At 42.7% G+C, this 14,444-nt stretch carries 13 protein-coding genes and 1 rRNA gene; 3 read left to right on the top strand and 11 right to left on the bottom strand.

Annotated features, from left to right (window positions below; all coding sequences use genetic code 11):
• The 5 genes from V2H77_RS09045 to pepQ all read right to left on the bottom strand — a co-directional run.
• Nucleotides 1–71 (bottom strand): 16S ribosomal RNA (locus tag V2H77_RS09045); the annotation flags it as partial.
• Nucleotides 72–570: 499 nt separating this feature from the next.
• On the bottom strand, nt 571–1,107 hold the full coding sequence (gene hemG, locus V2H77_RS09040; RefSeq protein WP_341498533.1) for a menaquinone-dependent protoporphyrinogen IX dehydrogenase: 537 nt from the start codon (nt 1,105–1,107) through the stop codon (nt 571–573).
• Between the two features lie 23 nt (nt 1,108–1,130).
• Nucleotides 1,131–2,582, bottom strand: coding sequence for a Trk system potassium transporter TrkH (gene trkH / locus V2H77_RS09035; RefSeq protein WP_341498532.1), 1,452 nt, complete (start codon nt 2,580–2,582; stop codon nt 1,131–1,133).
• A gap of 37 nt (nt 2,583–2,619) precedes the next feature.
• Nucleotides 2,620–3,231 carry an IMPACT family protein gene (locus tag V2H77_RS09030; protein ID WP_265380631.1) on the bottom strand — a complete coding sequence of 204 codons (612 nt, stop codon included), beginning with the start codon at nt 3,229–3,231 and terminating at the stop codon, nt 2,620–2,622.
• A complete protein-coding gene (gene pepQ / locus V2H77_RS09025; RefSeq protein WP_341498531.1) occupies nt 3,231–4,565 on the bottom strand; it encodes a Xaa-Pro dipeptidase in 1,335 nt (444 codons plus the stop codon). Before pepQ ends, V2H77_RS09030 begins: the two co-directional genes overlap by 1 nt.
• Nucleotides 4,566–4,838: 273 nt before the next feature.
• Between pepQ and fadB the strand changes: the two genes are divergently transcribed.
• Both fadB and fadA read left to right on the top strand, forming a co-directional pair.
• Nucleotides 4,839–7,025 (top strand): fatty acid oxidation complex subunit alpha FadB, encoded by a 2,187-nt coding sequence (gene fadB, locus V2H77_RS09020; protein WP_341498530.1) that lies wholly within the window; start codon nt 4,839–4,841, stop codon nt 7,023–7,025.
• An 11-nt stretch (nt 7,026–7,036) separates the two neighbouring features.
• Nucleotides 7,037–8,203 (top strand): acetyl-CoA C-acyltransferase FadA, encoded by a 1,167-nt coding sequence (gene fadA / locus V2H77_RS09015; protein ID WP_341498529.1) that lies wholly within the window; start codon nt 7,037–7,039, stop codon nt 8,201–8,203.
• 209 nt (nt 8,204–8,412) lie between these two features.
• Here fadA and fre read toward each other — a convergent pair whose 3' ends face one another.
• Nucleotides 8,413–9,114, bottom strand: coding sequence for an NAD(P)H-flavin reductase (fre, locus tag V2H77_RS09010; RefSeq protein WP_265380635.1), 702 nt, complete (start codon nt 9,112–9,114; stop codon nt 8,413–8,415).
• A 10-nt stretch (nt 9,115–9,124) separates the two neighbouring features.
• Nucleotides 9,125–10,597: a 4-hydroxy-3-polyprenylbenzoate decarboxylase gene (gene ubiD, locus V2H77_RS09005; RefSeq protein ID WP_341498528.1), complete on the bottom strand. Its 1,473-nt coding sequence runs from the start codon at nt 10,595–10,597 to the stop codon at nt 9,125–9,127.
• A 600-nt stretch (nt 10,598–11,197) separates the two neighbouring features.
• Between ubiD and rfaH the strand changes: the two genes are divergently transcribed.
• Complete coding sequence (gene rfaH / locus V2H77_RS09000) at nt 11,198–11,686, top strand: transcription/translation regulatory transformer protein RfaH (protein WP_341498527.1); 489 nt, start codon at nt 11,198–11,200, stop codon at nt 11,684–11,686.
• A gap of 58 nt (nt 11,687–11,744) precedes the next feature.
• On the opposite strand, the gene hemB is transcribed toward rfaH, so the two are convergent.
• From hemB to tatA, 4 genes are all read right to left on the bottom strand, one after another.
• Nucleotides 11,745–12,749: a porphobilinogen synthase gene (gene hemB, locus V2H77_RS08995; RefSeq protein ID WP_341498526.1), complete on the bottom strand. Its 1,005-nt coding sequence runs from the start codon at nt 12,747–12,749 to the stop codon at nt 11,745–11,747.
• A gap of 109 nt (nt 12,750–12,858) precedes the next feature.
• Nucleotides 12,859–13,641 carry a Sec-independent protein translocase subunit TatC gene (gene tatC, locus V2H77_RS08990; RefSeq protein ID WP_341498525.1) on the bottom strand — a complete coding sequence of 261 codons (783 nt, stop codon included), beginning with the start codon at nt 13,639–13,641 and terminating at the stop codon, nt 12,859–12,861.
• A 21-nt stretch (nt 13,642–13,662) separates the two neighbouring features.
• Nucleotides 13,663–14,106, bottom strand: coding sequence for a Sec-independent protein translocase protein TatB (tatB, locus tag V2H77_RS08985; protein ID WP_341498524.1), 444 nt, complete (start codon nt 14,104–14,106; stop codon nt 13,663–13,665).
• Between the two features lie 3 nt (nt 14,107–14,109).
• Entirely contained in the window at nt 14,110–14,370 is a 261-nt protein-coding gene (gene tatA / locus V2H77_RS08980) for a Sec-independent protein translocase subunit TatA (protein WP_011148500.1), read from the bottom strand.
• Between the last annotated feature and the right edge of the window lie 74 nt (nt 14,371–14,444).

Here is a 14,444-nt window from a genome sequence, read left to right as displayed (position 1 = left end):
TACCGCTCGACTTGCATGTGTTAGGCCTGCCGCCAGCGTTCAATCTGAGCCATGATCAAACTCTTCAATTGAAAGCTTGATGCTCAAAGAATTCACTGATTAACGCTCTTTTGTTTGGCTAACTTTGTCGGCTTCACTGCGCTACACCTCGCCGTACTGAAGTACTGTCTCGGTGTTGCTCGCTTGCCTTCGCGTTATCCTGCCAAAATAACGTTACTAAATTAGTTCGTAATGAATTAACTGTTGTTCACTCTTCAAGACTTTAAAACGTATTTTTTTGTGATACGGTCTTGTGAGTGCCCACACAGATTGTCTGATTAATTGTTAAAGAGCAGGCCAAATCAAAAATTAATATTCTCGTTCAGCCGGGCTGCGTATACTACGCTGTTCGCCCGCAGAGTCAAGCGCTTATTCGCTTTTTCTCTGCCCGACCTCACAATGTTTATCAGCGTTGTGTCGGTCAGTGGTGGCGCATTATAGGGAGTTCTTTGACGCTGGCAAGTATTTATTGAAAAAAAATGGTCGTTCGTGGTTTTTTTCAACAAAACACTGATAAAAAGAACAAATCAGTTATTTTTCACTCACTATTTTAAGGAAATCATCAGTAAAGCGATCGACTTGCTGCCAATCGGTATATTCAATCTCTTTAGTTGTATCAGTTTCCCCGCCAGTCATCTTCATAATCATTTTAACCATTACCCGATCCAACCAATGATAACGAGGATAAAGTAATGCACCAGCAAAAACACCACACAAATCTGGCTTCCACGGGGTATTAAACAGAAATTTACGAACATACACATTCGTTTCCGGTGTACTTTTCTCTGGCTTCCTTGCCGTCAGATTTACACCAAAAAATGCGGTTGGCATTTTATTAAGTTGTTGTTGATGACAGATTGCAAATTTTTTCAGTGCCGAACTAAAATGACCATATCTGATCGAAGCTCCAATCATAACCTTGTCATAAGATTCCAAATTGATTGTTTTTACTGTTGCCAAATCTCTAAGATCGCATATCTCTCCTGTTCTGCGTAGATTTTCAGCAATGCGGGTAATAATTTTCTTAGTCTGCCCATCACGACTGGAATAAAGTAACAAATAATTCATAGCTATATCCCTCTCCCAACAAACTATTCACGCCAGAAGGTTGGTGTAAATAAAACTAATAAAGTGAATACTTCCAAACGACCAAACAACATCGTTATAACTAATATCCATTTGGCTGCCGGATTCATTGCAGTAAAGTTATCCGCAACAACACCCAACCCAGGCCCTAGATTATTTAGTGTAGCGGCTATTGCAGAAAACGCAGAAAGCTCATCTACACCTGTTGCGATAAGTAATAACAAACTGATGATAAATACCAAAGCATAAGCAGAGAAGAATCCCCATACAGCTTCAATAATCCTTTCAGGTAATGCTCTTCGCCCTAGCTTGAGGGTATAAACCGCATTTGGATGAACCAATCTCTTCAATTCACGGGAACCTTGCAGGAACAGCAATAAAATGCGAATCACCTTTAATCCTCCTCCCGTCGAACCCGCACAACCACCAATAAATGCGGAACACAACAGCAATATTGGCAAAAACGATGGCCAACGAGCAAAACTATCTGTGCTGAACCCTGCGGTTGTCGCCATTGAAACAACCTGGAAAAAAGCTTGGTTTAGTGTCTCTATCCCCGACTTATAAACAGAGTGATGCCATAAGATTAGAGTGCAAATAATGACCAGCACTAATTGAATGGAGATAAACATGCGGAATTCAGGGTCCCGCCAATATACTGTCAGGCTACGTCCCGTTAATACCGCGAAGTGCAAACCAAAGTTACAACCAGAAATCAGCAGAAAAATCGCAATAATGGTATTTATCGCGGGGCTATTGAAATAACCAATGCTTGCGTCATGTGTAGAAAATCCACCAATTGCGATAGTTGAAAAACTGTGAGAAATGGCATCAAAAACTGACATCCCCGCAGCCCATAATGCTAAAGCGCAGGCGATTGTCAGTAACACATAAATCAACCATAAAGTTTTTGCCGTTTCAGCAATTCGCGGGCGCATTTTATTATCTTTCAAAGGGCCAGGCATTTCAGCCCGATAGAGCTGCATTCCCCCAACCCCAAGTAGAGGCAGTATTGCAACCGCCAGCACAATAATCCCCATACCGCCTAACCATTGCAGCATCTGCCGGTAGAAAAGAATCGCTTTAGGCAAGGAATCAAGCCCAATCAGTGTCGTAGCACCCGTTGTTGTTAAACCGGAGAAAGATTCAAAAAATGCGTCTGTAATAGAAAGATTCGGCTGTTCAGAAAAGATGAAAGGTAAAGCCCCGACACTGCCAAGCACTATCCAAAATAAAGCAACGATAAGAAACCCTTCCCGAGGCTTTAATTCATGTTTTTGTTCCCGATTTGGTATCCAAAGCATCAAACCGATAATTAAGGCAAAAATAAATGTCTGACTGAATGCACGCCCAGCGCCATCACGATAGATAAGTGCTACCAATCCTGGAATTATCATGGTGACAGAGAAAAGAATGACAAGCAGCCCAACGATACGGGTTATGGCACGAAAATGCATTCGGCTGGTTCCTTAGAAATCCAGTTACAGAGAATATTTACAGATCAGGTGTTAAATGCAGTACACCACGACTTAGATCACGTAATTTATCACCGACTTCCCCCACTAAGGTAGTTGGAAGTGAAATTCGCAAAGTAACATTCTCTGCATACTCACTGGAAATAATTTGCCCCGATGATTTCTGTAATAACTGCTCAATCATAGAGATATGGGCATATTCACACTGCAAGGAACAGAGTTTCTGTGGAACCTTATATTTTGTTTCCAGCAATTTCAGCGCCTGTTGGACACCACTTCCATATGCCCTTACTAACCCACCGGTACCTAACTTTATTCCACCAAAATAACGGACAACCACCGCAGTTATTTCACCAATATTATTTCCCATAAGCTGGGATAACATCGGCTTACCAGCGGTCCCTGAAGGCTCGCCATCATCTGAAAAACCCAGCTGCTGTGAATCATCCGGCGCACCAGCAACAAATGCCCAGCAGTGATGGCGAGCATCAGGGTACTGAGCTTTGATTTGCTGGATAAACTCCTTGGCCTCATCCACCCCGCAAGTATGCTCCAGCAAGGTAATAAAACGACTTTTTTTAATCTCTTCAGTAAAACTCACTGAAGCTGCGGGTATCAAATAAGGCTTCATTATGGCAATTGAAGATCCCTAGTCATGTTTTCCACTTTATTTTCATGGATCACAATGTTGTCTTCGATACGAATACCACCGAAAGGTTTAAACATCCCAATTTTATTCCAGTCAAAATATTTGCTGAACTCACTTTCACGCCAAGGGGCAAGCAGCGATTCAATGAAATAAAGGCCAGGCTCAATAGTCATCACCATGCGGGGTTCCAGAATACGGGTGCAACGCAGATAAGGATACATATCCGGAGCTGCTAAATGTGTACCTGTATCATCCTGCATAAACCCTGCCGCATCATGAACTTGTAACCCAAGAGGATGGCCAATGCCATGTGGAAAAAATGGCGTTGTCAGCCCTTTTTCAACCATGACTTCTTCACTGGCATCTTTCACGATACCATATTTTTTCAACAATTTAGCAATCCGATGATGCATCTGAATATGGTATTCGGTGTAGCGAACCCCTGCTTTAATTGTACTGATTAACGCTTTCTGTTCAGCATCCATGTCTTTAATTAGAGAGGCAAATTCATTATTACTTTTTGCTGAATAAGTGCGGGTAATATCGGCTGCATAACCATTATATTCAGCACCGGCATCAATCAGGAAACTGCGTATCTCCGAAGGTGCGTTGTGCTGCAATACAGTGTAATGCAAAACGGCTGCATTCTCATTCATGGCAATAATATTGTCATAAGGCACATCTGTATCACGATGACCTGTTGCCATAAGATAAGAGATATTAATATCAAATTCACTCATCCCAGCCTGAAATGCTTCATAAGCTGCCAAGTGTCCAACAATAGCCGTTTTTTGTGCTTCACGCATACAGGCCAGTTCATAATCTGTTTTATATGAACGATAAAAATGTAAATAATCAAGAACGGCCTTTGGATTAATATTGTGTTCGGAGAAACCAATCTCTTTTGCTCTTTGTGGCGAACAACCGATATAAGCAACATTCTGTTTCACATAAGTACTTAACGCTGAATTGATATCTCCAGCATTTGCCAGATGAATCATTTCAACTTCTTTAGTCCAGTAACTGGTCGGTAGCGATTCTACGCTGTGCCAATAATCTACCGGTGAGTAAAACCATAATTTAGGCTTATTAATACCATCTACCCACAACCAGCAATTAGGCACTTTAGTTACTGGAACCCAAGCTTTGAAGTGAGCGTTAACTTTGAAAGGGTAGTCTCTATCATCAAGAAAAATACGCTGTAACTCACCTGAGTGAATAAGCAAAGCATCAAATTGATTACGGGCCAATGCTTCACAGGTGCGTTGCTGCAATGTAGAGATATGTTCGTGGTACAGAGATGCCAACTTTTCCATTTCAATTGACCTTTTTTATTTTATGGCTAAACCATTAGCTTATCACAGCCATTGATATTTGCAGGTATCATGCAAAAACCCTCTCAAGTTATCGGCTCCCGCTAACACCTTATTTATCAAAATATAAAAACAATTATTGCCAATGAGATACAAATCTCACTTGTGATCACCCTTGCAAAAAACTAATCACTCATTTGCATTTACTTAACATAATACCCACAATCAAACCCATCTGGTCATACCAGATGGTATGCGCTCATTTAGGAGAACGACATGCTCTATCAAAGTGAAACAATTCAAGTAAGCTGGCTGAAAGATGGCATTGCTGAACTGGTTTTCAATGCCCCAGCCGCGATTAATAAACTAGATACTAAAACTGTTGCATCTCTCGATAAGGCTGTTGCCAGCCTGGAACAACAAACGGGACTGAAAGGCGTTTTATTACGCTCTGAAAAAGCTGCATTTATTGTCGGCGCAGATATTACTGAATTCCTCTCTTTATTCGATTCACCTGTAGAAAAGCTGCAAGAATGGCTTAACTTTTCAAATAGCATTTTTAACCGGATAGAAGATTTACCTGTACCAACCATTTCAGCAATAAACGGTTATGCTCTTGGTGGTGGTTGTGAATGTGTTCTGTCTACAGATTTCCGTGTAGCTTCCCCAGATGCGCGCATTGGGCTGCCAGAAACCAAACTTGGCATTATGCCTGGTTTTGGTGGATCAGTTCGCCTTCCACGCCTGATCGGGACTGATAATGCACTAGATATCATTGCCGCAGGTAAAGACATTGGTACAGAAGAAGCATTGAAAAATGGCTTGATTGATGCCGTTGTTCCCAAAGAAAAACTGGTTGATTCCGCAGTATCAATGCTGGAACAAGCAATTGCAGGGAACCTTGACTGGAAAGCCGCACGCCAGCCGAAATTAGAGCCTTTGAAACTCAATGAAATTGAACGAGGCATGAGTTTTAGTGTGGCAAAAGGTATGGTAATGAAAGTCGCCGGTCCTCATTATCCAGCGCCTATTACCGCAGTTAAATCCATAGAAAAAGCCGCTACATTTGGTCGTGATGAAGCACTGAAAATAGAAACCGCCAACTTCATTCCTTTAGCACAGACAAATGTTGCCCGTGCTTTAGTAGGTATTTTTCTTAATGACCAGTATGTAAAAGGACTGGCTAAAAAACATCTGAAAGAAGTCGTAACACCTGAGTATGCCGCAGTTCTAGGCGCAGGAATTATGGGGGGCGGCATAGCCTATCAATCTGCCCGCAAAGGGATTCCTGTCATGATGAAAGACATCAGTCAGCAAGCCCTTGAATTAGGTATGAATGAAGCTGCGAAACTTCTAAACAAGCAGTTTGAACGTGGCCGCCTGGATGCCATAAAAATGGCAAGAACCCTCTCTTCTATTCAACCGACCTTAAATTATGCCGGTATCGAACAGGCTCAAATCGTGGTTGAAGCCGTCGTAGAGAATCCAAAAATCAAAGCAGCTGTACTATCAGAAACTGAAACTCTGGTTAATGAAGATTGTGTCCTAGCATCCAACACATCAACAATTCCAATCTCAGAATTAGCCAAATCCCTGAAACGCCCGGAAAACTTCTGTGGTATGCATTTCTTCAACCCAGTACACCGCATGCCGTTGGTTGAAGTGATTCGCGGTGAAAAAACGTCTGAAAAGACAATTTCAACCGTAGTCGCTTATGCCAGCAAAATGGGTAAAACTCCGATCGTCGTTAACGACTGTCCAGGGTTCTTTGTAAACCGGGTACTGCTTCCTTATCTCCTTGGCTTCGGTCTGCTATTGCGTGATGGTGGTGATTTCCGCCAAATAGACAAAATCATGGAGAAAGAGTTTGGCTGGCCAATGGGTCCTGCTTATCTCATTGATGTTATTGGTCTTGATACTGCACATCATGCTCAATCAGTCATGGCCCAAGGGTTCCCAGATCGTATGCAGCGCGACTATAAAGATGCCATTGACACTTTATACGACAATCAACGTTACGGGCAGAAAAACGGTCTTGGTTTCTATAAGTACACTCAAGATAAGAAAGGTAAGCCTAAAAAAGAGCAGGATGAGCAAACAGACCAATTGCTGGCGACTATCTGCCAACAGAAGAGTAATTTCTCCAGTGAAGAGATCATTGCTCGTACTATGATCCCGATGATCAACGAAGTTGTCCGCTGTTTGGAAGAAGGTGTCATTGCCAGCCCGGCAGAAGCAGATATGGCTCTGGTTTATGGCCTTGGTTTCCCTCCATTCCACGGTGGTGTTTTCCGTTATCTGGAAACAATGGGAACAACAGCTTACGTAAAAATGGCTGAAAATTATGCTCACCTCGGTGCTCTTTATCAGGTACCGCCTGGTCTGAAAGCTAAAGCTGAACGTAATGAAAGTTACTATCCTACAGCAGCAACGATTACTGTCAGCACCGGAAAAACAGCGTGAGGTCTGGAAACATGGAAAATGTAGTCATTATTGATGGCATCCGCACCCCAATGGGGCGCTCAAAAGGTGGTGCATTCCGTCAGGTCCGGGCTGAAGATCTCTCCGCTCACCTGATGAAAGAACTATTTAAACGTAATCCGGCAATACAGAAACATGAAATCGATGACATCTACTGGGGCTGTGTCCAGCAAACTCTAGAGCAAGGTTTCAACATTGCCCGAAATGCAGCTTTACTGGCTGATATCCCTCACTCTGTACCAGCCGTAACGGTTAACCGACTATGCGGTTCATCAATGCAAGCGCTGCATGATGGCGCTCGTATGATCATGACCGGAGAAGCTAATGTTACATTGATTGGTGGTGTAGAGCATATGGGCCATGTTCCGATGACTCATGGCGTGGATTTCCACCCTAAAATGAGTATGAGCGTCGCCAAAGCCGCAGGAGTCATGGGTTTAACCGCTGAAATGTTGGCAAAGATTCACCATATCAGCCGTGAAATGCAAGATGAATTTGCACTCCGTTCACACCAACGTGCAACGCAAGCAACGCAATCAGGCGCATTCTCCAATGAGCTATCAGCAATTTATGGTCACGATGCCGATGGCATATTGAAGCTATTTGATTATGATGAGGTGATCCGCGCGGATGCTAATCTGAAAGATCTAGCCGCACTGCGTCCTGTATTCAATCCAGTAACAGGCTCAGTCACAGCAGGCAGCTCCTCTGCTTTATCCGATGGTGCGTCTGCAATGTTGATAACCAGTGAAAGTTATGCCAAGAATCTGGGGCTGAAACCTCGTGCCCGCATCCGTTCTATGGCAGCGGTTGGTTGCGATCCTTCCATTATGGGGTATGGCCCGGTCCCTGCTACACAAATGGCGCTCAAGAAAGCAGGTTTAGAACTGGGTGATATCGGCGTGATTGAACTAAACGAAGCATTTGCTGCTCAGTCACTTGCCTGCCTGAAAGGTCTGAATTTGCTGGATAGTATGGATGACAAAGTTAACCTGAATGGCGGCGCAATTGCTCTCGGTCATCCTTTAGGCTGCTCAGGCGCTCGCATCACAACAACGTTGTTGAACTTAATGGAACGCCGCGATGTTCAGTTTGGCCTGGCAACCATGTGTATCGGTTTAGGCCAAGGTATCGCCACCATTATAGAAAGAATGGATTAAGAACTTATCTATACCTAATAGATTTCGAGTTGCAGCGCGGCGGCAAGTGAACGAATCCCCAGGAGCATAGATAACTATGTGACTGGGGTGAGTGAAAGCAGCCAACAAAGCAGCAGTTTGAAAGATAAAGGGTATATAAGAATTATTATAACTGAGTCGTTGTTGCCGTAATTCCCGCCTGTCAGGGGCGGGTTTTTTTTATTATTATTTTAAATGAATTCAAAAGCATCACCATACATGTTGTCAGCAGAAGCATCACGCTCGCCACAAAAGCGTTCACGAGCAATTTTTGCCATTTCAAATCGCCCTGCAATGTAAATATCATAATTGGTCAAACTACCAAAATCTTCTAGTACTGCTTTAAGCACTGTTCCTGTACGTCCACACCAACCATTCTCTGACTGTTCAACAACTGGAATAACCTTCAAATTAGGATAGCGTTCTGTAAGTAACTGTAATTCAGCAAGATCATATAAATGTTGTGATTCTCTGCCCCCCCAATACATAGAGATCTGGCGTCCAGGTTGTTCTTCCAACGCTGTCAGCAATATAGAACGGGTGTAAGAAAACCCCGTGCCGCCTGCAATTAATAACAGCGGATTAGCACTGCTTTGACGGAACCAGGCTTTACCATGAGGGATATCAATATTGATCACTTTCTGATCCAGAATTCTATCCATCACAGCCATTGCATACAAATTTAGTTCAGAAGCACCAATATGTAATTCAATAAACTCCTTTTCTGAAGGCGTTGATGCCATTGAAAACGGACGTTTATCTCTCTCACTCATTACCACCATCAGATACTGACCGGCGCGGAATGAGAACGGAGAATCGGGAAGTAACCGTACCCGATAAACCGTATCAGTAATAGCCTCTACAGAGGTTACTTTACAGCTCAGTGTTGTCATGCGTTCCCTCTTATGGTCCTAAAATACCTAATTCATCCCAGATTTTGTCGACGCGGGTACGCACTTCTTCACTCATCACAATAGGGCGTCCCCATTCTCTCTGCGTCTCTCCCGGCCATTTATTCGTTGCATCCATTCCCATTTTCGAACCTAATCCTGAAACTGGCGACGCAAAATCGAGATAATCTATCGGAGTATTCTCCATTAACACTGTATCTCTTGCCGGGTCCATTCGCGTAGTGATTGCCCAAATCACATCGTTCCAGTCTCTAGCATTAATATCATCATCACAAACAATAACAAACTTCGTATACATAAATTGCCGTAGATACGACCAAACCCCCATCATGACCCGCTTGGCATGACCCGGATATTGTTTCTTCATAGTCACGACGGCGAGACGATAGGAACAACCTTCAGGAGGCAGATAAAAATCGACAATTTCAGGAAACTGTTTTTGTAAAATCGGTACCAGCACTTCATTCAATGCAACCCCTAACACAGCAGGTTCATCTGGCGGGCGACCAGTATAAGTCGAATGATAAATAGCATCATGACGCTGAGTAATATGTGTCACAGTGAACACCGGGAACATATCGACTTCATTATAATAGCCCGTATGATCACCATATGGCCCTTCTGGAGCTAACTCGCCAGGCTCAATATACCCTTCCAATACGATCTCAGCACTTGCTGGTACTTCCAAGTTACTTGAAAGACATTTCACAACTTCTGTTTTATATCCTCTTAATAACCCAGCAAATGCATATTCCGATAATGTGTCAGGAACTGGCGTCACAGCCCCCAATATTGTCGCAGGATCAGCACCCAAGGCAACAGCCACTGGGAAACGTTCTCCTGGATGTGCCTGACACCATTCCTGAAAATCAAGCGCACCACCACGATGAGATAACCAGCGCATAATGAGTTTATTTTTACCCAGTACTTGCTGGCGATAGATACCAAGATTTTGCCGCTCTTTATTCGGGCCACGAGTTACTGTCAGCCCCCAAGTAATCAATGGTGCAGCGTCCTCTGGCCAACAGTGCATGATAGGAATACGAGTTAAATCTACATCATCACCAACCGAAACATGTTCCTGACAAGGCGCAGTATTAAGCCGTTTAGTCGGCATATTAAGGACTTGCTTAAATTTCGGTAACTTATCCAGTAAATCACGAAAACCTTTCGGAGGATCGGGTTCTTTCAAAAAAGCTAGCAGCTTACCTACATCATGCAAAGCTTTAACATCTTTCTGCCCCATCCCCATAGCAACACGTTCAGCAGTACCGAACAAATTACACAATACAGGCATCGAATAACCTTTGGGATTTTCAAACAACAAGGCAGGCCCACCAGCGCGAAGGGTACGATCTGCAATCTCAGTCATCTCCAAATAAGGATCAACTTCAAAGCTGATGCGTTTCAACTCACCTTTATGCTCCAATAAGGTTAGAAAATCTCTTAAGTCACGGTATTTCATACTATTCATTTATGCCGGGTTTTAAGGGGGAAAACATTATAAGCCATCCCACTCAGCTTTTTTGTGTTTTTTTCAGAAGACTACAAATTAAACCAATAACTTACTAAAAAGCAACGGGTTTAATTCAACCTTGCGACCTCAAAGTCAAATACCACGAAATGACCCCCAATAAATTAATATTTGAGCATCAAGTTACTCAGAAAAATATTTACCGTATTGGAACATCTTGATGTCTCCACTCTCGCCACAGAAATAACGCCACACTATCTCTACCTCTGGATTCATCGCACAAAATACAGCCAATCGCTTACCACGGATTTCCCAATGATGACTAAATAGCTATCAAATTTTGCAATTATTCAATAGAAATACTGATATCTTTCTTTTATTAATATTGACCGAACAAATAACAACCAATTTTATATTAATTACTTTATCCGCCACTTACCAAGATATTATTCATCGCTTTTTTACTGAAAAACATCGGACACGCCATTACAATAAATATGTATCATTAAACAATTATCACTAAGATAATGCCTGTAATGCCCTTTTCTATTTTGCTATGCTTAATAGTCATTGGATCAAGGTTAAATAAAGATGGAAAACTGGTACCTCATCTACTGTAAACGTGGGCAAATTTTACGAGCAATAGAAAATCTGGAACGACAGGATGTTGCTTGCCTGACTCCTACCGCGAGAATTGAAAAAATAACCCGTGGTAAACGTACTGTGAATATAGAGCCACTTTTTCCTAATTATCTGTTTGTTCAGTTTGATCCTGAAGTTATTCATACTACAACGATCAATTCAACACGCGGCGTTAGCCATTTTGTCCGTTTTGGCGTGCATCCTGCTATCGTACCGGAAACGCTGATTAAAGACATCGTCTCCGCAACTGAGCAAGAATATGTATCACCAGATACACCTGTGGCTGGTGATACCGTATTAATCACCGAAGGAATTTTTGAAGGATTGCAAGCTATCTACAATGAACCAGATGGAGAAACCCGTTCTATTCTGTTACTTAATATTCTAAATAAACAATTACCTAAGGCGCTTGATAATAAACAGTTTGTGAAAATTTAACCAAACAAAAAACGGGCAAAACTTACATTCTGCCCGTTTTGATCAAACCTTAGTATTTCTATTTATTTAACTGTTGAGCAACTCGTTTTGCAAAATAGGTCAGTACGCCATCTGCTCCTGCGCGCTTGAAGCATAACAGAGACTCTATAATGACTTCTTCCTGTAACCAACCATTCTGAATAGCAGCCATATGCATAGCATATTCGCCAGATACTTGATAAGCAAAGGTCGGTACACCGAATGTGTCTTTTACCCTACGGATAACATCCAAGTAAGGCATGCCCGGTTTTACCATTACCGTATCAGCGCCTTCCTGCAAATCCTGAGCAATCTCCTGCAATGCTTCATCACTATTCGCAGGGTCCATTTGATAGGTTTTTTTATTGCCCCCTTTCAGATTACGATTTGAACCGATTGCATCACGGAATGGGCCATAATAACTAGAAGCATACTTTGCCGAGTAAGCCATAATTTGAGTATTTACATGTCTTTCCGCTTCAAACAATTCACGGATTGCACCAATACGCCCATCCATCATATCGCTCGGGGCAATAATCTCTGCACCTGCCTCTGCATGTGACAATGCCTGTTTGACCAAGATCTCTTTGGTTATATCATTCATCACATAACCATCCTGATCAATAATTCCATCCTGACCATGTGTCGTGAATGGATCTAATGCCACATCAGTTAGCAACCCTAATTCAGGAACGGCATCTTTTAACGCACGAACCGTACGCTGAATCAACCCATCAGGGTTATAAGCTTCTTCCGCACCCAAAGATTTTTTATCTGCTTCAATAACAGGGAACAAAGACAATACAGGAATCCCCAATCGAGCAATCTCTTCAGCCTCTTTTAGCAAAAGATCCATCGTCAGACGATACACACCGGGCATAGAAGGCACTTCTTGACGACGATTAGTGCCTTCCATCACAAATACAGGATAGATTAAGTCATTAACAGTTAATTGGTTTTCAGCAACCAGACGGCGGGAAAAATCATGACAGCGCAACCGGCGCATACGTCGACCAGGGAAAGTTCCTGGAAATGCATAGCTCATATAGCTCTCCTAACGCAAACCCAGCGCACTCGCGCTGGGTTAATTTATATGCTATCGCCTCGTGCTCATTATCTTAGCACTACAGAACAACATGTTAAGATTACTCTTATCACTTTTCCGCATTCGCTTCTGACGCATCCTGCTCATCTTCCTCTGAACGATCCCCCAATTTCCGCTGTCTGGTATAAAAACGGGAGAGCAAAATCCCCAGTTCAAACAGCAAATACATAGGAATAGCCAGCAAGGTTTGCGAGAAAACATCCGGCGGCGTTAACAACATGCCAACAACAAAAGCACCGACCAAAATATACGGACGCTTTTTCTTCAAGGACTCGGGGGTAACTACCCCGCTCCAACATAATAAAATAATGGCAACGGGGACTTCAAAAGAGACGCCAAAAGCCATAAACAGTGCCATGACAAAGCTTAAGTAGTTGCTGATATCCGTTGCAATCAGCACCCCTTCCGGCGCCGTTTTAGCAAAGAATCCAAAAGCAATCGGAAATACAACAAAATAAGCAAACGCCATCCCTAAATAAAACAACAGGCTACTGGAAACCAGCAGAGGGATCATCAAACGGCGTTCATGTTTATATAACGCAGGTGCAATAAATGCCCATACCTGATAGAGAACCATAGGCGCAGATACGAATATCGACACCATAATGGTCAGTTTTATTGGCGTAAAAAAGGGAGAAGCAACATCTGTCGCTATCATACTGGCGCCTTGAGGCAACTGCTTAATCAAAGGCGCAGAGATCATCTGATAGATGTCGTTAGAAAAATAAACCAATGCTAAAAAAACCACTAATACAGTAAGTAAACTGTTTAGAATTCGCTTACGCAATTCAATAAGGTGACTGATAAGTGGTTGGGTATCATCAACAGCCATGTTTTAGTGTTCACCATTAACTTAATCAGAAGTTTTTTTCTTCGTTGCAGAAACCGCTTGATCACCCACTGGAGCAGAAGGCTCAGATGAAATCGCAACCTGAGACGCTGCCGGCTTTTGTGCTACCTCATTTATTTCCGATGCTTTCATACTCCCCGCATCAGGTTCATTTTGGTATGCTTTTTTCAAAGACTCAGCAGCTTCTTTTAGCTCATCCATCGAAGCTTTCAGTTCCGGGGATAAATTCTGCAACCCCGCTTCTTCTTGAACTTTTTTCAGGCTTTCCTGGAGCTCCTGCAATTTCAGCTCTTGAGCCAGCTCATTTTGGACGTTAGCAGCTAAAGAGCGCAGTGCCCTGATCCAACCAGCAACTGTTTTTACTGCCACCGGTAGCCGTTCTGGCCCCAAAACCACCAAGCCAATGACCATAACCAGCAGCAGCTCACTAAAACCAATGTCAAACACGGTTTATACCTGCTCTTTGTTTTTGCTCTCAGATGTTTCAGATTGAGCTACAGATTGTTTTTCAGTAATGTTTTTGGTTTCAAAATCGGCATCACTACTGGTTTTTTGAGCCTGTTGAGGCTGATTATCATCCCCTATCGCCTTTTTAAAACCTTTAATAGATGCCCCAAGATCAGAACCTAAAGTACGGAGTTTATTCGTGCCGAACAGCAGCACCACAATGACCGCAATGATAAGTAATTGCCAAATGCTTATACCGCCCATTCTGATTTACCTCTATTTAACAGGAATTATTTTAATAGCTCATTATACATACGACGAGCTATAACCGACCTTCA

Origin of the sequence: Photorhabdus sp. P32 (genome assembly GCF_038085095.1) — a bacterium.
In the GTDB taxonomy this organism is placed as follows: Bacteria; Pseudomonadota; Gammaproteobacteria; order Enterobacterales; family Enterobacteriaceae; genus Photorhabdus; species Photorhabdus luminescens.
The sequence above is the reverse complement of the archived record's forward strand: the minus strand, read 5'-3'. Positions and strand labels throughout refer to the sequence as shown.